The 22843-nt window shown below is 73.1% G+C and carries 24 protein-coding genes; 6 read left to right on the top strand and 18 right to left on the bottom strand.

Translation table 11 applies throughout. The features are described 5' to 3' along the window. Positions 1 to 50: 50 nt before the first annotated feature. The 5 genes from FHX31_RS13835 to FHX31_RS13815 form a co-directional block, all read right to left on the bottom strand. Positions 51 to 602, bottom strand: a complete 552-nt coding sequence (locus FHX31_RS13835; RefSeq protein ID WP_145754964.1) for a hypothetical protein — start codon at positions 600 to 602, stop codon at positions 51 to 53. A 334-nt stretch (positions 603 to 936) separates the two neighbouring features. Continuing rightward, positions 937 to 1662 (bottom strand): hypothetical protein, encoded by a 726-nt coding sequence (locus FHX31_RS13830; RefSeq protein WP_030275023.1) that lies wholly within the window; start codon positions 1660 to 1662, stop codon positions 937 to 939. Positions 1663 to 1882: 220 nt separating this feature from the next. After that, entirely contained in the window at positions 1883 to 2983 is a 1101-nt protein-coding gene (locus FHX31_RS13825) for a DUF3626 domain-containing protein (protein ID WP_184976400.1), read from the bottom strand. 137 nt (positions 2984 to 3120) lie between these two features. Next, a complete protein-coding gene (locus FHX31_RS13820) occupies positions 3121 to 3750 on the bottom strand; it encodes an MBL fold metallo-hydrolase (RefSeq protein ID WP_013476737.1) in 630 nt (209 codons plus the stop codon). Beyond that, on the bottom strand, positions 3747 to 4835 hold the full coding sequence (locus FHX31_RS13815) for an S-(hydroxymethyl)mycothiol dehydrogenase (protein ID WP_013476736.1): 1089 nt from the start codon (positions 4833 to 4835) through the stop codon (positions 3747 to 3749). The genes FHX31_RS13820 and FHX31_RS13815 overlap by 4 nt, the downstream gene beginning before the upstream one ends. 139 nt (positions 4836 to 4974) lie before the next feature. On the opposite strand from FHX31_RS13815, the gene FHX31_RS13810 reads away from it, so the two are divergent. Then, on the top strand, positions 4975 to 5388 hold the full coding sequence (locus FHX31_RS13810) for a hypothetical protein (RefSeq protein WP_013476735.1): 414 nt from the start codon (positions 4975 to 4977) through the stop codon (positions 5386 to 5388). Between the two features lie 38 nt (positions 5389 to 5426). Here FHX31_RS13810 and FHX31_RS13805 read toward each other — a convergent pair whose 3' ends face one another. The 5 genes from FHX31_RS13805 to FHX31_RS13785 all read right to left on the bottom strand — a co-directional run bounded on the left by FHX31_RS13805 (position 5427) and on the right by FHX31_RS13785 (position 10663). Further along, positions 5427 to 6710, bottom strand: coding sequence for an MFS transporter (locus FHX31_RS13805; RefSeq protein ID WP_013476734.1), 1284 nt, complete (start codon positions 6708 to 6710; stop codon positions 5427 to 5429). Further along, positions 6707 to 7357: a GntR family transcriptional regulator gene (locus tag FHX31_RS13800; RefSeq protein ID WP_184976398.1), complete on the bottom strand. Its 651-nt coding sequence runs from the start codon at positions 7355 to 7357 to the stop codon at positions 6707 to 6709. Before FHX31_RS13800 ends, FHX31_RS13805 begins: the two co-directional genes overlap by 4 nt. Positions 7358 to 7426: 69 nt before the next feature. Then, a complete protein-coding gene (locus FHX31_RS13795) occupies positions 7427 to 8266 on the bottom strand; it encodes an alpha/beta fold hydrolase (RefSeq protein WP_184976396.1) in 840 nt (279 codons plus the stop codon). Continuing rightward, positions 8263 to 9174 (bottom strand): SDR family NAD(P)-dependent oxidoreductase, encoded by a 912-nt coding sequence (locus FHX31_RS13790; protein WP_184976394.1) that lies wholly within the window; start codon positions 9172 to 9174, stop codon positions 8263 to 8265. The genes FHX31_RS13795 and FHX31_RS13790 overlap by 4 nt, the downstream gene beginning before the upstream one ends. Next, a complete protein-coding gene (locus FHX31_RS13785) occupies positions 9167 to 10663 on the bottom strand; it encodes a flavin-containing monooxygenase (RefSeq protein WP_184976392.1) in 1497 nt (498 codons plus the stop codon). Before FHX31_RS13785 ends, FHX31_RS13790 begins: the two co-directional genes overlap by 8 nt. A gap of 116 nt (positions 10664 to 10779) precedes the next feature. Here FHX31_RS13785 and FHX31_RS13780 point away from each other — a divergent pair, with 116 nt between their 5' ends. Then, positions 10780 to 11460: a TetR/AcrR family transcriptional regulator gene (locus tag FHX31_RS13780; protein WP_013286417.1), complete on the top strand. Its 681-nt coding sequence runs from the start codon at positions 10780 to 10782 to the stop codon at positions 11458 to 11460. Here the strand turns inward: FHX31_RS13780 and FHX31_RS13775 are convergent. Both FHX31_RS13775 and FHX31_RS13770 read right to left on the bottom strand, forming a co-directional pair. Further along, the gene (locus FHX31_RS13775) at positions 11435 to 11890 is read right to left on the bottom strand and encodes a hypothetical protein (RefSeq protein WP_184976390.1); all 456 of its coding nucleotides are present in this window, start codon (positions 11888 to 11890) and stop codon (positions 11435 to 11437) included. The two genes, FHX31_RS13780 and FHX31_RS13775, sit on opposite strands and share 26 nt — an antisense overlap. After that, positions 11890 to 12366, bottom strand: a complete 477-nt coding sequence (locus tag FHX31_RS13770; RefSeq protein WP_013286419.1) for a hypothetical protein — start codon at positions 12364 to 12366, stop codon at positions 11890 to 11892. The genes FHX31_RS13775 and FHX31_RS13770 overlap by 1 nt, the downstream gene beginning before the upstream one ends. Before the next feature lie 44 nt (positions 12367 to 12410). On the opposite strand from FHX31_RS13770, the gene FHX31_RS13765 reads away from it, so the two are divergent. After that, positions 12411 to 13406, top strand: a complete 996-nt coding sequence (locus FHX31_RS13765; RefSeq protein ID WP_184976388.1) for a helix-turn-helix transcriptional regulator — start codon at positions 12411 to 12413, stop codon at positions 13404 to 13406. A 51-nt stretch (positions 13407 to 13457) separates the two neighbouring features. On the opposite strand, the gene pdxR is transcribed toward FHX31_RS13765, so the two are convergent. Next, positions 13458 to 14933, bottom strand: coding sequence for a MocR-like pyridoxine biosynthesis transcription factor PdxR (pdxR, locus tag FHX31_RS13760; protein WP_184976386.1), 1476 nt, complete (start codon positions 14931 to 14933; stop codon positions 13458 to 13460). Between the two features lie 29 nt (positions 14934 to 14962). Here pdxR and FHX31_RS13755 point away from each other — a divergent pair, with 29 nt between their 5' ends. Then, positions 14963 to 15571 carry a LysE family translocator gene (locus tag FHX31_RS13755; RefSeq protein ID WP_013476727.1) on the top strand — a complete coding sequence of 203 codons (609 nt, stop codon included), beginning with the start codon at positions 14963 to 14965 and terminating at the stop codon, positions 15569 to 15571. A gap of 27 nt (positions 15572 to 15598) precedes the next feature. Continuing rightward, on the top strand, positions 15599 to 16306 hold the full coding sequence (locus FHX31_RS13750; protein WP_013476726.1) for a B3/B4 domain-containing protein: 708 nt from the start codon (positions 15599 to 15601) through the stop codon (positions 16304 to 16306). 132 nt (positions 16307 to 16438) lie between these two features. Here FHX31_RS13750 and FHX31_RS13745 read toward each other — a convergent pair whose 3' ends face one another. Beyond that, the gene (locus FHX31_RS13745) at positions 16439 to 16828 is read right to left on the bottom strand and encodes a hypothetical protein (RefSeq protein ID WP_013476725.1); all 390 of its coding nucleotides are present in this window, start codon (positions 16826 to 16828) and stop codon (positions 16439 to 16441) included. 93 nt (positions 16829 to 16921) lie between these two features. Here FHX31_RS13745 and FHX31_RS13740 point away from each other — a divergent pair, with 93 nt between their 5' ends. Further along, positions 16922 to 17728, top strand: a complete 807-nt coding sequence (locus tag FHX31_RS13740) for an SDR family oxidoreductase (RefSeq protein ID WP_184976384.1) — start codon at positions 16922 to 16924, stop codon at positions 17726 to 17728. A 118-nt stretch (positions 17729 to 17846) separates the two neighbouring features. Here the strand turns inward: FHX31_RS13740 and FHX31_RS13735 are convergent, their stop codons facing one another. From FHX31_RS13735 to FHX31_RS13720, 4 genes are all read right to left on the bottom strand, one after another. Next, positions 17847 to 18953 carry a dipeptide ABC transporter ATP-binding protein gene (locus FHX31_RS13735; protein ID WP_184976382.1) on the bottom strand — a complete coding sequence of 369 codons (1107 nt, stop codon included), beginning with the start codon at positions 18951 to 18953 and terminating at the stop codon, positions 17847 to 17849. Next, the gene (locus FHX31_RS13730) at positions 18950 to 20014 is read right to left on the bottom strand and encodes an ABC transporter ATP-binding protein (protein WP_184976380.1); all 1065 of its coding nucleotides are present in this window, start codon (positions 20012 to 20014) and stop codon (positions 18950 to 18952) included. Before FHX31_RS13730 ends, FHX31_RS13735 begins: the two co-directional genes overlap by 4 nt. 15 nt (positions 20015 to 20029) lie before the next feature. Next, on the bottom strand, positions 20030 to 21019 hold the full coding sequence (locus FHX31_RS13725; RefSeq protein ID WP_030275424.1) for an ABC transporter permease: 990 nt from the start codon (positions 21017 to 21019) through the stop codon (positions 20030 to 20032). A gap of 63 nt (positions 21020 to 21082) precedes the next feature. Next, entirely contained in the window at positions 21083 to 22828 is a 1746-nt protein-coding gene (locus tag FHX31_RS13720; RefSeq protein ID WP_184976378.1) for an ABC transporter substrate-binding protein, read from the bottom strand. Positions 22829 to 22843: the final 15 nt, after the last annotated feature.

The raw sequence follows: 22843 nt of genomic DNA, 5'->3' as shown, positions 1-22843 counted from the left end.
GGCACGCGAAAGGCCGGCACCCGGATCGGGTACCGGCCTTTCGTCAGGTCTTACTTGTTCCAGTGCTCGGCCACGATCTCGGCGGCCTGCTTCTCCCACTGCGCGTACGCGTCGGGGTAGGCGCTGACCTGCACGGTCTGCGCGGCCTCGGTCAGCGGCATGTCCTGCCAGCCGTCGACCTGCTTGAGGCCCTTGAGGAACGCCAGCGTCGAGTACTCGGGGTCGGTGATCTGCTCCGGCGTACCCCAGCCGCTGGACGGCCGCTGCTGGAACAGGCCCAGCGAGTCGTGGTCGTTGCGGTCACCCAGGTGACCCAGGTTCTCCAGCTTCGACTCCTGCAGCGCGGTGGCGATCGAGATGACCGCGGCGCGCTCGGGCAGGCCCGCCTTCTTGGTGGCCGCGATGATGGCCTTGGCGTTGGCGAGCTGCTCGTCGTTCAGGTCCACGTGCGACTGCGCGCCCTGCGGGCTCACGCCCTGGACCGCGACGGCGGCCGGCGTGGCGGTGTCCGCCGCGTGGGCGGCGACCGGACCGGCGAACACGCCACCGGTGAAGGCCAGACCGGCGATACCGAGGATGCTCTTGCGCAGGATCGTGTTCATGGTGGGCTCCGTTCGGGGGTCGACGCATCCGGGGGGGGATGCGTGGGCACCGTCAGGCGCTCAGGTTTCTCGGGGGGATCCGGCAGCGCGGGGCGTGCCGGGTGCATCTGCAACGACCGGCAGCCCGGGGCTGTTCCCGGGGGCGCTCGGCGGCGCCGCTCCGGTCGCGCACCGGGTTACAACGCCATCCGCCCACCCCCGATTCCGCCCGCGCAGTGCCGCCCAGCACAGCGCAACCGGACATCGCGCCCACACGTCCGCCCTCCCCCTGAGGCCTGCTCCATGCGAGAACGGCCGGCCCTGGAAGGGCCGGCCGTTCGCTACGGGTGTCGGGTCACCAGACCTGCTGGACGATGTCCGCCGCCTGCTCCTCCCACTGCGCGTACGCGTACGGGTAGGCGGACACCTGGACCGTCTGCGCGGCGGTGGTCAGCGGCAGCTCGTGCCAGCCGCCGACGTTCTTCAGCGCGTTGAAGAACGCCTTGCTGGAGTACTCCGGGTCGGTGATCTGCTCGGACGTGCCCCAACCGGACGACGGGCGCTGCTGGAACAGGCCCTCCGAGTCGTGGTCGTTGTACGCGCCGAGGTGACCCAGGTTGTACAGCTTCGACTCCTGCAGCGAGGTCGCAACGCCGATCACGGCGCCCCGCTCCCCCACGCCGGTCTCCTTGGCCGCCTCGACGATGGCCTTGGCGTTGTCGAGCTGCGCGTCGTCGAGCGGGATGCGCGACTGCGCGCCCTCGACGCCGTGCGGCACGAGCTTCTCCTTGGCCGGCCGGTCGGCCCGGGTCGGCACCTTGTCCAGGCCGGTGGTCTGGCCGGGCTTGACCGCCTCGGTGGAGGTCTTCTTGCCGGTGGCCAGGTCGATCGCGGCCTTGGCGCCGGCGTGCGGCCCGCTGGTCACGGGCGCGGCCACGGCGACGGGGCCGACGGCCAGGCCGCCCAGGACTGCCACACCCGCCACGCTCAGCGCGGCGCGGCGGTTACGGGTGACGGCGGCGGTCTTCGCGACGGCGGTCTTCGCGATGGCGGGGAGCCATCGAGTGAAGTGCTGCTTCACGATGGTTGCCCTTTCGATCGTTACGACGCGCTCCGGGGTGAGCGCCCCTCGAGGGACTACCGCCGGGTAGGTGTTTGGCTTCCGGCGGTACGGGGGACACAACGAGCCCGCAGTGTCGGTCATTCCGGAAATGCCGGGCAGGGCCGAGGCTGCGGTCCAGGTCACCCGCGATTCCGGGCAGCGGCTGCCGGAGCGCGGCGGACGGGACGAAAAGGGATGATCAGGCCGGAACGCCGAACCGGACCAGCACATGCCAGAGCTGCTTGAGGTGCTGAAGCGTCACCGCGGCCGGCCCCCGGTCTGCCCAGCGCTGCGGCTCGCGTACCACCGAGGCGGCGGCGCGGCCGACGAGCGCCGCGTGCAGCGGCTCCCCCGGGCGGGCGAACTCGGCGGCGACCCGTACGGCCAGCGGCGGGATGTCCGGGCCGCGGAACTCGGCGTCCACGGCGTCGACGGGCAGCACGAAGCCGGGGTGGAAGCGCAGCGCCACGCCGTGCCGCGCGGCGATGCCCTCCAGGCGGCGCCCCACGTCGGTGCCGCGGAACGACGGGTCGACCACGAGCGCCTCGACGTCGCGGGCCAGGCTGATCTCGCCGTGCACCTGCGCCTCGATGTAGTCGTCCAACGCCCGGCCGACCCGCCCGGACTCCCGTTCCCGGCGGCGCAGCAGCGTCCGCAGCAGCGTGCCGGTGTCCATGCCGGCCACGCCCAGGGCGACGCCGGTACCGGCGGTGGCGGTCAGCACCGCCGCGAACACCGGCTCGAAGACGTCGACAGTGCCGAACTCGGTGGGCTCGATGTGGCTGTCACTGAAGCTGAACGTCGCCCGGGCCAGCACCTCCGGGCGCAGCCGCAGGTGACACGAACCGAACCGGGGGCACGCGCCGTCGGCGTGGTCGAGCAGGTTCAGGCCGCCGTACTTCGGGCGCTCCGTGGGGAGCACGCCGGGACGCTGGTACGCGCCGCCGAACATCGCCTGCTCCCAGACGTCCCGGTCGCCGCCCGGGTACGCGGTCAGCCCGCCGTTGGAGATGCCGGTCTCGAACTGGCTGCGGTAGACGCCCTCCTCGTCCAGCGCCTCGATCACGGCGCGGCCGTCCCGCAGCACCCGGTCGGGGTGGAAGTTGACAGTCAGGCGCCCGTACCCGGTCACCGCGGCGACGACCTCCTCGTACCGGTATGTGGCGCCGGAGGCGGCGAGGTGGCGGGCGATGACGGCGAGCGCCGCCGGGCGGTCGCGCAGCGCGACGTCGCGGACGTGGCGCAGCGCGGCGGACTGGGCGGCGGTGAGTGTGGCGACGGACACGGGCCCGAGTATCACCGGACGGGACCTCGCCCGGCCACACGATTTTGGTGCCGTCCGAAGCGGACGGACGCCCGCCGGCGCGCGGACGGGCCGGGAGACGCCGTGGGCCCGGACCGGACTGCTCCGGCCGGGCCCGCGCGGGTGTTCGGTCCTCAGTGGCCCCGGGCGATCCACTCGTCCAGGTGCGGCGCCTCGGCCCCGATCGTGGTGTCGTCGCCGTGCCCCGTGTGCACCACCGTCTCCGGCGGCAGCGTGAGCAGCCGGGTACGGATCGACTCGACGATGGTGCCGAAGTCGCTGTACGACCGCCCGGTCGCGCCCGGTCCACCGGCGAACAGGGTGTCGCCGGTGAAGACCGCGCCCAGGTCGGGGGCGTACAGGCTGCACGCGCCGGGACTGTGGCCGGGCGTGTGCAGCACCCGCAGCGTGGTGCCGCCGACGGCGATGGTCTGCCCGTCGGTCAGCTCGCCGTCCGGGGCCGTGTCCGGGTGCACCATGTCCCACAGCACCCGGTCGGCGGGGTGCAGCAGCACCGGCGCGCCGGTGGCCCGGGCCAGCTCGGGCGCGACCCGGACGTGGTCGTCGTGGGCGTGGGTGGCGATGATCGCCAGCACCCGCCGGTCACCGATCACCTCACGGATGGCGGCCACGTCGTGCGGCGCGTCGAGGACGACGCACTCCGAGTCGTCACCGATCACCCAAACGTTGTTGTCCACGTCGAACGTCTGGCCGTCGAGCGAGAACGTGCCGGAGGTGACGGCGTGGTCGACGCGGGCGGTCACGGGAAGACCACCACCGAGCGCAGCACGTCGCCGTGGTGCATCCGGGCGAACGCCTCCTCGACCTGGTCGAGGGCGATCTCCTCGGTGACGAAGGCGTCCAGGTCCAGCCGGCCCTGCCGGTACAGCTCGGTGAGCATCGGGAAGTCGCGGCTGGGCAGGCAGTCGCCGTACCAGCTGGACTTGAGCGCGCCGCCGCGGCCGAAGACGTCCAGCAGCGGCAGGTCGACTGTCATCTCCGGGGTCGGCACGCCGACCAGCACGACGGTGCCGGCCAGGTCGCGGGCGTAGAACGCCTGCTTCCACGTCTCCGGGCGGCCGACCGCGTCGATCACCACGTCGGCGCCGAAGCCGCCGGTGGCCGCGCGGATGGCCTCCACCGCGTCGTCCTCGGAGGCGTTGACGGTGTGGGTGGCGCCGAACTTGCGCGCCCAGTCGAGCTTGCGGGAGTCGGTGTCCACCGCGATGATCGTGGTCGCGCCGGCCAGGGCCGCCCCGGCCACCGCCGCGTCGCCGACACCGCCGCAGCCGATCACCGCGACCGAGTCGCCCCGGGACACGTTGCCGGTGTTCATGGCCGCGCCGAGACCAGCCATCACGCCGCAGCCGAGCAGGCCGACCGCCGCCGGCCGGGCCGACGGGTCGACCTTCGTGCACTGCCCGGCGTGGACGAGCGTCTTCTCGGCGAACGCGCCGATGCCGAGCGCGGGCGTCAGCTCGGTGCCGTCGGTGAGCGTCATCTTCTGCGTCGCGTTGTGGGTGGCGAAGCAGTACCACGGGCGGCCGCGCCGGCAGGCCCGGCACTGCCCGCAGACCGCGCGCCAGTTGAGCACCACGAAGTCGCCGGGTGCCACGTCGGTGACGCCGTCGCCGACCTGCTCCACGATGCCGGCGGCCTCGTGGCCGAGCAGGAACGGGTAGTCGTCGTTGATGCCGCCCTCGCGGTAGTGCAGGTCGGTGTGGCAGACGCCGCACGACTGGATGCGGACCACCGCCTCGCCCGGCCCCGGGTCCGGCACCACGATGGTGGTGACCTCCACGGGCGCGCCCTTGCGCCGCGACACGACTCCCCGGACTTCCTGGCTCACGGTGCCTCCTTCGTTGCGTGCGTCTGCACCCAGAACCTACCGCTGATCATGACCCGCGAACCAATGAAGGCCGCCGGATTGTCCTGGTCATGACCGGGTACCCGGTGTGCCGGTTCTACCAGGTGGGACGGGAGTGATCATGAGGCTGTCGCATGCGCCGCTGCGGGTCGCGATCGGCGCGTACATCCTGAACTCCGGGCTGGGCAAGCGGGGCCTGGAGGGTGAGGCCGCCGCTGGCATGCACGGCATGGCGGCCGGCGCGATGCCGCAGCTGCGGCAGATCCCGCCGGACCGGTTCGCCGTGCTGCTGTCTCGGGGCGAGGTCGCGCTCGGCGCGGCGCTGCTCGCCCCGTTCGTCCCGTCGCTGCTGGCCGGAGCCGCGCTCACCGCGTTCGGCGCGGGTCTGGTGCAGCTCTACCTGAAGACGCCGGGCATGCGCGAGGGCAGCAGCCTGCGGCCGAGCCAGGAGGGCATCGGCCTGGCCAAGGACGTGTGGCTGGTCGGCGCGGGGCTGACCCTGGTGCTCGACTCGCTGGTGCGGCACCGGCCCTGAGCCGGCCGCGCCGAAACCGCGCCCGGCCGCCCGCGTACTCAGGCCGCCGCCGGCACCGCAGCGGCGGCCCGCTCGTCGGCGAGGCGGCGACGGGCGGCGTTGCGGTAGCGCAGCACCTGCGCCGCGCCGAGCGCCCAGAGCAGGAACTGCACGGCGAACGCCCAGCGGAACGCGGACAGCGGAGGCGCGTCCCGCCCGGCCGGGGTGGCCAGGTCGAGCACCACGCCGACGGCCAGGATCAGCGCGATCGAGGCGACGAAGCCGCCCACGTTGACGATGCCGGTGGCACTGCCGATGCGGTGCACCGGGTTGAACGTGCGGGCGTAGTCGAACCCGATCATCGAGCCGGGTCCGTTCACCGCGAGCACCACCACGAGCGCCACCAGCAGCCAGTGCGGCGCGCGGCCGGGCCAGGCCAGCACCACCGCCCACACCCCGGCGGTGGTGGCGGTGATCGCGAAGACCACCACCGAGCGGTGGAACGGGTGGCGCGAGCACAGGTGCGCGATCACCGGCCCGCACACGAGCGTCACCACTGTCATCAGGGTGAGCATCCCGGCCGCCGCGGTCGGCGAGAACCCCTGCCCCTGCACGAGGAACGGGTACCCCCACAGCAGCGCGAACACCGCGCCGGAGAACTGGGTGACGAAGTGCGTCCACAGGCCCAGCCGCGTGCCGGGCTGCGCCCAGGCGTCGGCGAGCTGCCGCCGTACGGTGGCCAGGTCGGGGGCGAGCGCGGTGGCGTGTTCGGCGTGCGGGGTGTCGCGTACCGCGACGAGGACCAGCAGCACCACCGTGGCGCCGAGCGCCGCGGCGGTCAGGAACGCCGGGGTCCAGCCCGCGCGGTGCAGCAGCAGCACCAGGGGTACGGCGCCGAGCACCGCACCGAACTGGCCGACGGTGCCGGTGAGCTGCACCAGCAGCGGGTTGCGCCGGCCGGGGAACCAGAACGCGACGATGCGCAGCACGCTGATGAAGGTCATGGCGTCGCCGAGACCGACGAGCACCCGGGCGGCGACGGCGGCCGGTACGTCGCCGGCCACCGCGAACAGGAGCTGCCCGGCCACCATGAGCGCGCCGCCGGCCAGCAGCAGCCGGCGCGAGCCGTAGCGGTCCAGCAGCACCCCGACCGGCACCTGCATGGCGGCGTAGACGGCGAGCTGGGCGACGGAGAACGTGGCGAGCGCGGCGGCGTTGATGTGGAAGCGCTCCGCCGCGTCGACCCCCGTCACGCCGAGGGAGCTGCGGTGGAACACGGCCGTCAGATAGGCGGTGACGGCCACCGCGTACACCAGGGCGGCGGGGCGGCGACCCGCGTTCACCGCAGCGTCCCGAGCATCCGCGCGGCGGTGTCGATGTGCGCGGCGACCGCGTCGTGCCACGCCTGCGGGTCGTCGCCGTCGAGCGCGGCGAGCTGGCCGGCGTGCTCGGTGAGGGCGACCTCGGCCCAGCCGGGTGAGAGCCGGAAGCTCGCCTCGCCCATGCGGAGCTGCCTGTCGCGCAGCCGGTGGTACAGCTCGGCGAGGATCTCGTTGCCGGCCGCCTCGACCACTGCGGCGTGGAACGAGCGGTCGGCGGCCATCAGGGTGGTGATGTCACCGGCGGCGTGCGCGCGGCGCATCTCGTCCAGCCGGCGGGCCAGGTCGGCGCGCAGCTCGGCGCGGCGCGGCCAGACCCGGTAGGCGGCGTGCAGTTCGACCAGGCGGCGGGCCTCGATCACGTCGGCGATCTCCCGGGCCGACACCGGCCGGATCAGCGCGCCGCGCTTCGGGTAGAGCTTGACCAGCCCTTCGGTCTCCAGCCGCAGCAGCGCCTCCCGGACCGGGGTGCGGGACACCCCCGTCGCCTCGGCGATCTCGCCCTCGCTGACGAGCTGGCCGCCCGGGTAGACCTGCTCCAGGATGGCCTGCTTGAGGTGCCGGTACGCCCGCTCGGTGGCGGACGGCGCGACCCGGCTGAGATGCGTCATGTATCTAAGACTGCTCCCGGGGCCGGCCGGACGGTCCGGCGCGGGCCGGGACAGTGGCGCAGGCCACGGTCAGGCCCACAGCTCCCGCAGCAGCGCCTCCACCTCGGCGGTCCGCTCGATCTGCGGCATGTGCCCGGTGTCGCGGAACAGGTGGCTGCGCGCCTCGGGCAGCCGGGTGCGGGCGTACGCCAGGTGCGCGGCGGGCAGGACCAGGTCGCGCTCGCCCCAGACGAGCAGCGTGGGCAGGCCGAGCGCGGCCACCGCGTCGAGCAGGTCGGCGCGCCACTGCGGGCGTACGCCGCGCCAGGTGCCCAGGTCGCGGACCAGCTCCAGCATCACCCGGGCGGCGTGCGGCTGCCGGGCCACCGCGAGCGCGGTGGTGAGCCGCTCGGCCGTGACGTACGCCGGGTCGTGGAAGATCGCCCGTTCGGTCCGGCGGACGATCCCCGGGTGCGGGCGCAGCAGCAGCCGGGCCAGCGGGCGTACCGCGAGCAGCCGCAGCGCCACCGTCACCTCGCGGCCGAAGCCGGCGCTGTTGAGCAACGCCAGGCTGGCGACGCGCCGCGGTTCGTCGGCGGCAAGGCGCATCGCGACCGCCCCGCCGAGGGAGTTGCCGACCAGGTGGGCGGGGCCGGTCACCCCGGCCACGTCCAGGAAGCGGGCCACCGCGGCGGCCAGCGCCGGGAGCGTGTGCGGTCCGTCCAGCGGCGCGGAGCCGCCGTGCCCGGGCAGGTCCATCGCGAGCACCAGGTGGTCGTGGGCCAGCTCCGTGTGCAGGGCGGTGAAGTCGTCGAGGGTACGGCCGATGCCGTGCAGAAGCACCACGGGCGGCCCGTCGCCGCTGATCCGGCAGCGGGTACGCCGCCCGTCGACGGTGCGCTCGCCGGCCGGGGGCAGGGCGAGCGTCACGCCCGGCGTCCGGGTTCCGCCCCGGCCTCCTCGCCGGTCCGGGGAGACGGCACCGGCACGCCGGCGTCGGCCCGCCGGGCCGGACGGAGGCGCATGCCCAGGGCCAGCGCCCGGCCGTACCCGGCGGGGGCGACGCGGGCGAGCAGGTCGGGCAGTTTCGCCGACCAGCCGATCAGCACCCGGCCGCGACGGCGCTGCGCGCCGCGCAGGATCACCTCGGCGGCGGTCGCCGGGTCGATGGTGAGCAGCTTCTCGAACTGCTTGCGCCCGGCCTCGTACTCGTCGAGGGCCACGCCGCTGCCGACCCGGGCGCTGGCGGCGATCCGGGTGCGGATGCCGCCCGGGTGCACCGATGTGACGCCGACGCCGTCGTCGACGAGCTCGTGCCGCAGCGCCTCGGTGAAGCCGCGTACGGCGAACTTGCTCGCCGCGTACGCGGCCTGCCCGGCGGGCGCGATCAGCCCGAACAGGCTGGACACGTTCACCAGGTGGGCGCCGGGTTCGGCCTTGAGCGCGGGCAGCAGCGCGTGGGTCAGGCGCACCACCGCCCGGAAGTTGATCTCGATGACCCAGAGGAACTCCTCCAGGGTGACCTGGTCGAAGCGCCCGCCCAGCGCCACACCGGCGTTGTTGATCAGCAGGCGGATCCGGGGGTGCGCACTGTGGATCTCGGCGGCGACCCGGTCGGTGGCGTCGGCGTCGGCCAGGTCAACCAGATGGGTCTCCACCCGCCGGTCCGGGTACGCGGCCCGGATCGCGGCCACGGTGGCGGCCAGGCCGTCGGCGTCCCGGTCGAGCAGCACCAGATCGGCGCCGCGCCGGGCCAGGCCGTGGGCCAGTGCCGCGCCGATGCCGCTCGCCGCGCCGGTGAGCACCGCCGTGCCGCCGGGGAAGACGAGGTCACGCATCGGTTCCTCCCGAGGTGGTGGCCGCCGTGGCGGGTACGTCGGCGCGGTCGAACCGTACGCCGTCGGTGAGCGGGCCGTGCCGCATCAGGCGTACGTCTCGGGGATAGTTCTGGTGCAGCCGCCACGGCGCCTGCGGCCCCTGCTTGGGCAGCTGGTCGACGGCGCGCAGCACGTAGCCGGACTGAAGGTCGATGATCGGCACCAGGTCGTCGGTGTCCGGGGCGAGCGGCGTGACGATCTGCCGGCCGGTGTCGTCGAGGTGGCGCAGCAGCCGGCACACGTACGTGGCGACGAGGTCGGCCTTGAGCGTCCAGGAGGCGTTGGTGTAGCCGATGGTCATGGCGAAGTTCGGCACGCCGGACAGCATCATGCCCTTGTAGGCGACAGTCGAGGCGAGGTCGACCTCGGCGCCGTCGACAGCCAGCGTCATGCCGCCGAGCGCGAGCAGGTTGAGACCGGTGGCGGTGACCACCACGTCGGCGGGCAGCTCCTCACCGGAGGCGAGCCGGATGCCGTGCTCGGTGAACGTGTCGATGGTGTCGGTCACCACCGACGCGCGGCCGGCGCTCAGCGCGGCGAACAGGTCACCGTCCGGCACCACGCACAGCCGCTGGTCCCACGGGTTGTAGCGGGGCGAGAAGTGCCTGTCGACGTCGTACCCGGACGGGAGGCGGCCCTTCGCGGCCCGGCGCAGGAACCGCTTCACCACGCCGGGGGCGCGGCGGCTGAGCTGGAAGTTGGCCACGCCGAGCGTGACGTTCTTCCACCGGGCCACCGCGTACGCGGCCTTGGGGGGCAGCCAGCGCCGCGCGGCGTCGGCGAACGGGTCGCGCGAGGGCAGCGCGATCACGTACGTGGGTGAGCGCTGGAGCATGGTGACGTGGGCGGCCCGCTCGGCCATGGCCGGGACCAGGGTGACAGCCGTGGCGCCGCTGCCGATCACCACGACCCGCTTGCCGGCGTAGTCCAGGTCGTCGGGCCAGTGCTGCGGGTGCACGAGCGTGCCGGCGTACCGCTCGACGCCGGGGAACCGCGGCGTGTACCCCTCGTCGTAGCGGTAGTAGCCGGAGTTGGTGAACAGGAAGGCGCAGGTGAGGGTGACGTCCTCGCCGGTGTCGTCGCGGTGGGCGTGCACGGTCCAGCGCGCGGTGGCGCTGTCCCACTCGGCGCGGACGGCCCGGTGGTGGAAGCGGATGTGCCGCTCCACGTCGTACTCGCGGGCGGTCTGCCGGACGTACGCCCGGATGGAGTCGCCGTCGGCGATGGCCTTCGGGTCGGTCCACGGCTTGAACGAGTAGCCGAGGGTGTACATGTCGGAGTCGGAGCGGATGCCCGGGTAGCGGAACAGGTCCCAGGTGCCGCCGATGGCGCCCCGGGCCTCCAGCACCGCGTAGGTCTTGCCGGGGCACTCACGTCCGAGGTGGACGGCGGCGCCGATGCCGGACAGGCCGGCCCCGACGATGAGGACGTCGACGTGGTCTGCGGCCATCGGTTTCTCCCGTTCGCACCGGCGGTGGACCGGACACTATCCATCGCCGTCGACCGCAGTCAACACCGTGTCGAGTCGAATCGACAGGGTGTCGAGCGGGTGTAGCATCTGCCGACATGACGACCGCCCGTACGCCGACCGGCGCCGCGCCGACGCGCGGGCGGCGGGCCGGCCGGTCCACCGGCGACGACCGGGAGACCGCGATCCTGGCCACGGCCGAGCGGTTGCTCGCCGAGCGTCCCTTCGCCGACATCTCCATCGACGACCTGGCGCGCGGCGCGGGGATCTCCCGGCCCACGTTCTACTTCTACTTCCCGTCCAAGGACGCGGTGCTGCTCACGCTGCTCGACCGGGTCACCGAGGAGGCCGACGCCGCCGCCGGGGGCGTGTTCGAGCGGCTCGCCGAGGATCCGCGCGCCCACTGGCGGGAGCTGATCGCCCGGTTCCACGCCACGTTCGGCGGGCACCGGGACGTGGTGCTGGCCTGCGCCCAGGTGCGCGGCACCAACGCCGAGGTGCGGCGGCTCTGGGCCGAGGTGCTGGAGCGCTGGGTCCGCGCGGTGCAGGCCGCGATCGAGTCCGAACGCGCCCGCGGCGCGGCCCCGGACGGGCTGCCCGCCCGGGACCTCGCCATCGCGCTGAACTCGATGAACGAGCGCGTCTGGTACGCCACGTTCGCCGGGGACGGCCCGGCGGTGGCCGAGCGGGACGTGGTGGACGTGCTGCTCGACGTGTGGCTGACCGCGATCTACCGGACCGCCACACCGCCGGTCACCGCGTCCGGCGGAACTCCATGACCCAGTTGGTCTCCCACGTGCGCTCACCGTCGGTGGAGAACGCCTGCTCCCAGCGGCATGAGTCGGCGGTGACTGCCGACCAGAGGAACCGGCAGCGTACCGGCCGCCCCTCGTCGGTGTCGTCGGCGTAGAACGTGCCGACGCCGCCGGTGAACCGGCCGACCACCGGGGGCAGTTCCAGCACGCCACGGCTGCTGTGCATCCAGTAGATCGACCACAGCCCGGTCGACGGGTTCAGGATGCGCACCGTGGAGCCGGAGAAGCCCCGGCTCGGGCAGCGCATCTCGTCGAAGCTGCCCGCGCCGTCGAAGAACGAGCGCGCCTCGCTGACACCGGCGAACTCGTCCCAGTCGTCGCCGCCGACGTGGCGCTGCCGCAGGCGCCGGTTGGTCACGTCCCAGGTGCCGACGAGGAAGCCGAAGTCGCCCATCAGCGGCCCACCGGCCCCTCGGCCCGGGCGTCGGCCAGGTAACCCGCCAGGTCCGGCCGGTCCGGTGCGAGCACGTGCCGGATCCAGGCGGTGCGCTCGTGTTCCAGTACGCCCAGTTCCCAGACGCAGCCGACGCCGGGGCGGGTGAGGTCGACGAAGTGCGCCGGGTCGTCGTCCGGGCAGTCCAGCGCGGGCTGCCCGGCGATCGCGATGCGGCACTCGACCACGTTGTCGAAGAACCAGCTGTACGCCAGCAGGTACGCCCCGGTGTCCGCGCCCCGGTGCAGCACCACCCAGCTCGCCGGCGGGGTGGAGCCGTCCGGGCCGGGCAGCAGCGACGGCAGGTACGCGTACGCGGCGTCGACCACCCGCGGTTCGAGACGGCGGTCCGGCTGGTCCATGTGGTAGCGCTTGACGTGCCGGCCGGCCACCTCGACGGTCCCCGGCACGGTCAGCTCCTTGTCGTGAAAAGCCATGCGGGCACGCTAAAACCGTTCCCCTGACAGCTAGTGTCAGTGGAATGCGGGCCAGTCGACTCCTGTCCATCCTGCTGCTCCTCCAGGCGCACGGCCGGCTCACCGCCGCCGACCTGGCCGCCCGCCTCCAGGTGTCGGCGCGCACGATCTACCGGGACGTGGAGGCGCTGCACGCCGCGGGCATCCCGCTGTACGGCGAGGCCGGACACGACGGCGGCTACCGGCTCGTGGAGGGCTGGCGCACCCGGCTGACCGGGCTGACCGCCGAGGAGGCGGACCGGCTGCTCTTCGCCGGACTCCCCGGGCCTGCGGCCGAGCTGGGCTACCAGTCGGTCGTCGCCGCCGTCCAGCTCAAGCTGCGGGCCGCGCTGCCCGCGCCGCTGGCCGACCGGGCGGCCCGGCTGGAACAGCGGTTCCACCTGGACACACCGGGCTGGTACTCCGACGGCGACCCGTCGCCGTACCTGGCCGAGGCCGCCGAGGCGGTGTGGCGGCAGCACCGGGTCCGGGTGCGGTACCGGGGCTGGCGGGGCGAGACGACCCGGGTCCTCGAACCGTACGGGCTGGTGCTCAAGGGCGGGCGCTGGTATCTCGTCGCCGCCCGGGCGGACCGCGCCGACCCGGCCACCTACCGGGTCAACCAGATCCTGGACCTGACCCCGCTGGACGAGCCGTTCGAGCGGCCGGAGTTCGACCTGCCGGCGTGGTGGCGCGCGCACGTGGTGGAGTTCCGGGCCGGCCTGCACCGCGACGAGGCGCGCATCCGGCTGTCGCCACGCGGGTTCGCCCGGCTGCGCGAGGTCGGCAGCGACGTGGTGGTGGCCGCCGCCGAGGCGAGCGCCGGCCCGCCCGACGCCACCGGCTGGGTGCACGCGGTCATCCCGATCGAGTCGCTCACCCACGCCCACGGCGACCTGCTCCGGCTCGGCGCCGACGTGGAGGTCCTCGCCCCGGAGGCGCTGCGCACCCGCCTGTCCGAAACCGCCGCCGCCCTGGCTGCCCTCTACCACCCGCCCTCCGCCCCGCCTCTCCCCGGTTGATCAAGGAGTTCGTGTCCTTCCAGGAGATCGACTCGGACACGAACTCCTTGATCACGGGGGCGGGGTGACGGCGTCGGCCACCGTGGAGAGGGCTCGGTCGATCTCGGAGGGCGGGGTCGCCGCGTAGCCGAGGACCAGGCCGGGTGGCTGCGGGCGCCGGCTGTGCCAGGACAGCGGGTGGACCTTGACGCCGCGGCGCAGCGCCGCCGCCGCCAGCGCCCGGTCGTCGACGTCGCCGGGCAGCGTGACCATCAGGTGCAGCCCGGCCGCCGCGCCGTGCACCACCGCCCCCGGCAGGTACGCGCGGACCGCCCGGATCATCGCGTCCCGCCGGCGTACGTGCCGGTGGCGCAGCAGCCGCAGGTGCCGTTCCAGCGCGCCGGACTCCATCAGCTCGGCCAGCACGAGCTGCGGCAACGCCGCGTTGCCGAGGTCGGCTGCCCGCTTCGCGGCCACCACGTCGGCGTGCAGCGCGGGCGGCACCAGCATCCACCCGATCCGCAGGGCCGGCGCGAGCAGCTTGGAGATGCTGCCGACGTAGCAGACCCGATCCGGCGCCATGGCACGCAGCGCCGGCACCGGCGGACGGTCGTAGCGGTGCTCGGCGTCGTAGTCGTCCTCCACCACCAGGCCGCCGTCGCGTGCCCACCGCAGCAGCCGCCGGCGCCGGTCGCCGTCGAGCACCACCCCGGTCGGGAACTGGTGCGCCGGGGTGAGCAGCACGACCGGAGCGCCGGAACGCTCCAGCTCGTCGACACACAGGCCCCTGTCGTCCACCGGGATCGGCGGTGTCGCCAGCCCGGAGTAGACCAGGTGCTGCCGTACGCCCAGCGAGCCGGGATCCTCCACCGCGACGGTGTGCGTACCCCGGTCGTGCAGCACCCTCGCGAGCAGGCCGAGCGCCTGGGACACCCCGGCCACGATCACCACCTCGGCCGGGTCCGCACGGACGCCCCGGTTGCGGGCCAGCCAGTTCGCGACCGCGAGCCGCAGCGCGGGCGTGCCGGCCGGGTCGCCGTAGCCGAGCGCGGCGGGCGTCATCCGGTGCAGCACGGCCCGCTCGGCCCGCAGCCAGGCCGCGCGGGGAAAGGCCGCCAGATCGGGTACGCCGGGAGTCAGGTCCACCTGCGCCGGTACGGCGCGCAGCTCGTCGAACGCGTCGACGCCGGGCCGGGTGGCGAACACCTGCGGTGCTCTCCTCGGCTCGGGCGGCCGGGTGACCACGGCGGCCGGCGTGGCGACCACCACCGTTCCGGCCCGGCCGCGTCCCGCCACCTGCCCGTCCTCGGCCAGCCGCTGGTACGCCTCGGTCACCACACCGCGGGAGACGCCCAGCTCGGCGGCGAGCACCCGGCTGGCGGGCAGACGGGTGCCCACCGGCGCCCGTCCGTCGGCGATGGCGGATCGCAGCCGGGCGGCGAGCCAGTCCGCGCGGCCGCCGGGCGGCGCCTCGCCGACGTCGAGCTGGAGGAAGTCCGCGCCGGCCGCTTTGGACTCCTCGGGAACGGCAGCTTTGGCCCTGTCCATCGGGCCATTATGGGCACAGGCTGGACCGCATGACAGTCGCCTTCCTGCTGACGTCGCTCGTCGTCGCGATCACTCCGGGCACCGGGGTGATGCACACGCTCGCCACCACTGTGACCGCCGGACGCCGGGCCGGCCTGGCCGCTGCCGCCGGGGGCACGCTCAGCCTCGTCCCGCACGTGATCGCCGCGGTGACCGGACTGGCCGCCCTGCTGCGCGCCGGCACCCCGGCGTTCCGCGTGGTGACCTGGCTGGGCGTGGCGTACCTGCTCTGGATGGCCTGGTCGGCGCTGCGCGACCGGGGCACGTTCGCCCTCGACGGCGACCGGCCCCCGCGTCCGGCGGCGGCCGTGTTCCGGGACGGGGTGCTGCTGAACCTGCTGAACCCGAAGGTGACTGTGTTCTTCGTGGCGTTCCTGCCGCAGTTCGTACCGCCGGACGCGCCCGCCGCCGCAGCGCGCATGCTCGCCTGCGGCCTGGTGTTCATGGCCGTCACGCTGCTGGTGTTCACCGGGTACGCGCTGCTGGCCGGGGCGTTGCGCCGACGGGTGCTGTCCCGGCCCCGGCTGACCGGGCTGCTGCGGCACGCCTTCGCCGGCAGCTTCCTCGTCCTGGGCCTCGGCCTCGCGTTCACCGCCTAGCCCTCAGCACCTGGAAGGAGTCTTCCCGTGCGTTTCCGGCACTCCCCCGAGATCTGGTCGGCCTTTCCCGAACTGACCTGCGGCGTCCTGCACGCCACCGGCGTCACGCCCGACATCGACGTCACGCCACGGCTGGCCGGGTATCTCGGCGCCGCCCGGGACCGGCTCGCCGCCGGGCCGGAGGGCGGCTTCCCGGAGATCCAGGCGTGGCGTCGCGCGTTCGCCCGGATGGGCTGCCCGCCGACCCGCTACCGCTGCGCGGCCGAGTCGCTGCTGCGCCGGCTGCGGCGGGACGGGGACCTGCCCCGGCTGCATCCGCTCGTGGACCTCGGCAACGCGCTCTCGGTCCGGTGCGCGGTCCCGGTCGCAGTGCTCGACCTGGCCCGGATCGGCGGCGACCTGACAGTGCGCCCGGCCGACGGCACGGAGTCCTACCTAGGGCTCGGCGGTGACAGCGAGCAGCCCGCGCCCGGCGAGGTGATCTTCGCCGACCAGGGCGGGAACGCGCACGCCCGGCGCTGGTGCCACCGGCAGAGCGGCACGTCAGCGGTACGGGCCGGCACCACCGAGGTGCTGGTGGTGGTCGAGGCGATGCACGAGGGGGCGGCGCCGACCGTACGCCGGATGCTGGACGAGCTGGCGGCGGCGCTGGACGAGCTGTGGCGCGTGCCGTCGCGGACGGCGCTGCTCACCGCTGACGCGCCCGAGTTGGCCGTGCCGGTCCGGACGGGCTGACCCGCCGGCGTGGTGACGGCCGGTCGCGCGGCGTGACGCAGGCTCCGGGCGTCCGGCGACGACGCCGGCAGCCGCCCGGCTCGTCGTCAGGCATCGGGGTCGTCGGTGCGGTCGCGCACCATCAGCTCGTCGTCAGGCGTCGGGGTCGGTGCGGTCGCGCGCCATCAGCTCGTCGAACTCGGCCGGGGTGATCTCGCCGGTGCGCAGCCGCCGGGCGTTGGCGGCGAACCGGGCCGTCGCCGCGCCGCGCGGGTCCGGCTCGGTGAGCAGCCCGGCGTCGGCCGTCAGGGCGCTCGCGGCACCCGCCACGTCGTACGGATCGGCCAGGTCGACCGGCTCGCCGTGCAGCTCGCGCAGGGCGTCGGCGAGTCGCGCGTCGGCGGCGTCACCGGTACCCCACAAGCGCCGGGCGAGGTCGACGGTGCGGCCGAGCGAATCCTCGCCCACCCGTTCGGTGCCTATCTCGGCACGCATCATGCGCAGGAAGCGGATTGTCACAGCGTCGGAGTCATCGGCGATCACGCCCGTACCCTAGCGAGCGGCTACGACGAAACCGCCGGGCGAGCCGGGGTCGTCCGGCCGGTTGAGGTCGCCACCCGCGGGTAGTGCGCGGACATGCCCGAACGATACGAGGACTACGACCGCGTCGCGATCGTCACCGGCGCGGACTCCGGCATCGGCAAGGCGTGCGCGGTGGCGCTCGCCGAGGCCGGTTACGACATCGGCATCACCTGGTACGGCGACGCGGCGGGGGCCGACCGTACCGCCACCGAGGTACGCGCCACCGGCCGCCGCTGCGAGACCGCCGAGCTGGACCTGACCCGGCTGCCCGAAGCGGCGGCGGTGGTCGACGAGCTCGCCGACCGGCTCGGTGGCCTGGGCGTACTCGTCAACAACGCCGGCACCGGCCTGTCCGAGCCCTTCGTGGACGTGAGCTGGGAGAAGTGGCGGGACGTGCTGGCGGTGGACCTGGACGGGCCGTTCCTGTGCTCGCAGCGGGCCGCCCGGCGGATGCGCGCGGCCGGGCGAGGTGGCCGGATCATCAGCATCACCAGCGTCCACGAGCACGCGCCCCGGGTCGGCTCGTCGGCGTACTGCGCGGCGAAGGGCGGGCTCGGCCTGCTCACGAAGGTGATGGCGCAGGAACTGGCGGCCGACGGGATCACAGTCAACGCGGTGGCACCGGGCGAGATCGCCACGCCGATGACCGGGCAGGAGGACGTCGACCCGTTCACGCAGGAGCGTCCCGGCGTGCCGGTGGGGCGCCCCGGTGACGCCCGCGAGGTGGCAGCGGTGGTGGCGATGCTCGCCTCACCGGCTGCGGCGTACGTGACGGGGGCGTCGTGGGCGGTGGACGGGGGGATGCTGTTGATGGGTCCGGAGGCTTCTGTTCTTTCCTCCCATTCGTGGCGCGCTGCTTAGTCCTTGGTCGCTGTTCGGGCTCCGGTCACCGTTCAGGGCCGGGGGCGACCGTGCCCGGCTCCGGGCGGTCAGGCTTGATCCCTGCGCCGGGCACGGTCGCCCCCGGCCCCGTCGTGGGTCAGGTGCGTTCGTCGGTGCCGGGATCGGGGGTGGCTCCCACCGCCGCATCCTCTCGGGAGCTTGCGGGCTCGTTCTCGGGGTAGTGGCAGGCGGTTTGCTGTCTGCCGTCGTCGCGGGTGGTCAGCGCCGGTTCTTCGGTGGCGCAGTGGTCGGTGGCTTTCCAGCAGCGGGTGCGGAAGCGGCAGCCCGACGGCGGGTTGAGTGGCGTGGGCACGTCGCCGGTGAGACGGATCCGTCCGGCGGGGCCGAGGGTGGTGACGTCGGGGATCGCGGACAGCAGCGCCCGGGTGTAGGGGTGCTGTGGCCGCGTGTAGATGGTGTCGCGGTCGCCGATCTCGACGATCTTGCCGAGGTACATGACGGCGACGCGGTGGCAGAAGTGCCGCACGACGGCGAGGTCGTGGGCGATGAACACGAACGCCAGGTCCAGGTCGCGTTGCAGGCTGCGTAGCAGGTTGATGACCTGCGCCTGGATGGACACGTCGAGGGCGGAGACGGGTTCGTCGGCCACGATCAGCTTCGGCTTCAAAGCCAGGGCGCGGGCGATGCCGATGCGCTGGCGTTGCCCGCCGGAGAACTCGTGCGGATACCTGTTGTAGTGCTCCGGATTCAACCCCACGAGTTCGAGCAGCTCCTGGACCCGTTTCTTGACGCCGCCGGGTGGGGTGATGCGGTTGACCTGCAACGGCATCGCCACGATCCGCCCGACGGTGTGGCGGGGGTTCAACGACGCGTACGGGTCCTGGAAGATGATCTGCAGGTCCTGCCGCAACCCGCGCAGCTCACCACGCCCCGCGTGGGTGATGTCCCGCCCCGCGAAGGTGATCGACCCGGCGGTGGGCTCCAACAGCCGCACCAGCATCCGCCCGGTCGTGGTCTTCCCACACCCCGACTCCCCCACCAGCCCGAGGGTCTCGCCCGGCCGCACGTCGAAGTCCAACCCGTCCACCGCCCGCACCGCACCCGTGCTGCGCAGGCCCTGCCGGACGGGGAAGTGCTTGGTCAGCCCCCGCACCGACAGCAGCGGCTCGCCGACCGGCACCGCACGGACGGCCTCACCCCGCCGGCCGTCGACCGCGCCCGTCGTGTCCCGGTCAGCACTCATCGGGCCACCCCCACCTGCGCGACCTCGTCGCGATAGATCCGCTCCCGCGCGGCGACCGGCAGATGACACGCCACCAGATGCCCTGCCGCCCCCGCCGGAACCAGCTCCGGAACCTCGGCGCGCGACCGGTCGCCGTTCACGTCCGCCCACCGGCACCGCGGATGAAACGCACACCCCGACGGCAGGTTGATCAGACTGGGCGGGTTACCCGGAATCGGCAACAGGTCCGCGTCCGCGTCACCGTGCAACGACGGCACACTCGACAACAACCCCCACGTGTACGGATGCTGCGGCACCCGCAACACCCGCTCCACACTCCCGTGCTCCACCGCCCGGCCCGCATACATCACCAACACGTCATCAGCCACCTGACTGACCACACCCAGGTCATGCGTGATCAACACGATCGCCGACCGGAACTCCTCCTGCAAATCGGCAAGCAGATCCAGGATCTGCGCCTGCACCGTCACATCCAACGCCGTCGTCGGCTCATCCGCGATCAGCAGATCCGGATCATTAACCAACGCCATCGCGATCATCGCCCGCTGCCGCATCCCACCCGAGAACTCATGCGGATACTGATCGAACCGCCGCGCCGGCTGCGGAATACCCACCCGGCCCAACATGTCCACCGCCCGCGTCCGCGCCTCCCGCCGACCGGCCCTCGGATGATGCACCCGGTACGCCTCAGCGATCTGCCTACCCACCGAGTAGTACGGATGCAACGCCGACAACGGATCCTGGAAAACCATCGCCATGTCCCGGCCCCGCAGCCGCCGCACCTCCTCCTCACCCAACCCCACCAGCTGACGCCCACCCACCCAGATCTCCCCCGAGATGACCGTCCGCCTCGCGTTGTGCAAACCCAGAATCGCCAGCGACGTGACGCTCTTACCGGAACCCGACTCCCCCACGATCCCCAGCGTGCGACCCCGCTCCACAGCGAACGACACACCGTCCACGGCCCGCACCACACCGTCCTCGGTGTCGAACCGCACCCGCAGATCCCTGACCCACAGGTACGGGCCCTCGCCGCGACGCGGCGCCGGAAGCTCCACCATGTCCGTCTCCTCCCGTCAGCTCAGCCGGACCCGTGGGTCGATCACCGCGTACAGCACGTCGACGACGATGTTGGCGACCACGATGAACACCGCCGCCAGCAGCACCGTCGCCATCACCACCGGCAGGTTGAGGAACTGCACCGCCTCCACAGTCGCCTTGCCGAGACCCTGGAGGCCGAAGATCGTCTCGGTGATGAAGGTGCCGCCGAGGCTGGTGCCGATGTCCAGCCCGGCGATCGTGACGATCGGTGTGATCGCCGCCCGCAGCGCGTGCCGGGTGTGCACCTTCCGGGCGGGCAGCCCCTTCGCCCGGGCGGTACGCACGAAGTCCTCCGACAGCGTCTCCACCATCTGCGCCCGGGACAGCCGGGCGTACAACGCCGAGTTGAGGAAGCCGAGCGTCATCCAGGGCAGAATCAGCCCGGCCGCCCAGCGGAACGGGTTCTCGGTCAGCGGGGTGTAGCTGGGGAACGGCAGCAGCCCGGTGGAGTAGACGAGCAGGTAGAGCAGGATCAGCCCGAAGAAGTAGACCTGCATCGACGCCCCGGCCAGCGTGACGCCGATCGCGGCGCGGTCGAACGCCGTACCCCGGCGTAGTGCCGACACCATGCCCAGCGAGATGCCGAGGCCGAGCCAGAGCACGGCACCGCCGAGGACGATGCTGAACGTCACCGGGGCGCGCTGGGCGACGATCTCGGTGACGGGCTGGTTGTTGCGGAACGAGTAGCCGAGGCAGGGTGCCGGGCAGTCCTGCCGGAAGTCGCCCTCGCCGTAGGTACGGCCGGCGAAGACGCCGCTGACGAAGTCGGCGTACTGCCGGGGCAGCGGCTGGTCGATGCCGAGGCGACGCTCGACCTGGGCGATGTCCTCGGCCGTGCAGTTCTTGCCGCACATCACCTTCGCCGGGCTGCTCGGCACCGCGAAGAAGAGACCGAACGTGACCAGGCTGATGACGACCAGGGTCAGGGCGGCGACGAGCAGCCGCCGTACGACGAAACGGAGCACGGGAGCACCTCCCCCGGGGTGGGCGCGGGGGCGGACGCCGTGGCAGCCGCCCCCGCGCGGCTGTCACTTCTTCACGTAGATGCCGTTGAGCGAGATGATCCCGAACGCGTCGCTGAGGAAGGCGTTGCCGACCTTCGAGCCGTGCAGCTCGTAGGTGGCGTCGTAGTAGCAGGGCACCACCGGGGCGTACTTGTCCATGATCATGCGGTCGAGCGCCATCCAGCCGGCGTCCTGCTCGGCGGCCGGCAGGTCGCGGACCCGGTCGATCTCCGCGCTGACGGACGGTTCATTGAGGTACGACAGGTTCTGGTTGCCCTCGGCCACGATCTCCCGTCCGTCGTAGACCGGGGGGATCACAGTCGAGCCGGTGGGCCAGTCCGAGCCCCAGCCGGTGAGGTAGAGGTCGTACGGGTTGTCCTTGCGGCCGACCTCGTCGTAGTAGCTGCTGTTGTCGATCGGCTTCATCACGATGTCGAAGCCCATGTCGGTGAGGTTCTTGCGCAGCGCCTCGGCCTGCTGGGTGCGCAGTTCCAGGTTGGAGTGGGCGAGCACCAGCTTCGGCCGCTTGCCGGCGAGCAGCTCGGCGGTCTTGGCCTTGTCGCCGGTGACCGGGGCGTTGTACAGGTCGTACGGGACGAATCCGGCGGTGGTGGGCGACATGAGCGTGGTGGCGGGTGAGCCGGCGGCCTGCCCGCCGAGCACCTTGAGCAGGGCGTCCTTGTCGACGGCGTAGTTCAGCGCCCGCCGTACACTCAGGTCGGTGACCCGCTGGGTGTTGATGCTCAGCACCCAGTTGTACTGCGTCGGGCCGCGTACCACGCGGTCGGAGACGCCGGATCCGGTGGTGCGGGGCAGCACCGACGGCGGCACGTCCGACCAGCTCAGCGCCGCCTGGTCGGCCGGCCCGTCGGCGACCAGGCGCTCGGCGATCTGGGCCTGCTCCAGGCCGAACGTCATCCGGATCGCGTCCGGGTACGCGTTGCGGATCGGGTCGGTCGCCGGATCCCAGTTCGGGTTGCGTTCCAGCTCCAGCGACACGTCGCGCTGGTAGGTCTTCACCCGGTACGGCCCGGACGAGAACGGCCGCAGGTCGTAGTTCGCGCGGGTGTCCTTCGCGGCGGGCACGGGCGCGCTGGTCGGCAGCGCCGCCGCGTACGGCAGGTCGCAGTGCGGCTGCGGGAAGGTGAACCGGATGGTCCGGTCGTCGGGTGTGGCGACGCCGTCGGGCACCGGCTTGCCCCCGTCGTACGGTCCCTTGTAGGTGGCGTTGTACGCCCCGCCCGGGTAGAGCCACTGCTGGATGTAGTGCGGGCCCTCGTTGAGGTTCGCCGCGAACGACCGGGCGATGCCGTGGGCGACGTCCTTGCTGGACACGGACGTGCCGTCCTCGTACTTCACGCCGTCGCGCAGGGTGAACTCCCAGACCTTGCAGTCGCCGTTCACGTCCTTGCCGGGGTTGGTGGCCAGGTCGCCGACGAGCAGCAGCTTGCCGCTGCCGTCCTCCTTGTAGCCGTTGAGCGCGCGGTACAGCAGCCCACCGGCGACCTGCTGCACGTTGACGTAGTTGCGGGCCGGGTCGAGGTGCTCGAAGTCGGCCGGCTGCATCACGGTGAGGGTGCCGCCGCGGGTCGCCCCGTCGACGTCCTTCGCCGGGCCCTGGTTGTCGGCGGCCTCGTACGAGATCGATCCGCTCTGGGTCTTGGTCTTCTGGTCGTCGCCGCCGCCGTCGTCGGTGGTGGGGCTGCAGCCGGCGGCGGCCAGCGCCGCCGCGGCGAGGACACCTGTCAGTGTCCGGGTTCGTGCGCGCACGGTGTGCTCCTTCCT

The sequence above is a fragment of the Micromonospora sp. CNZ286 genome, assembly GCF_014207755.1.
Note: the sequence above shows the minus strand (reverse complement) of the source record. Positions and strands in the feature narration are given on the sequence as shown.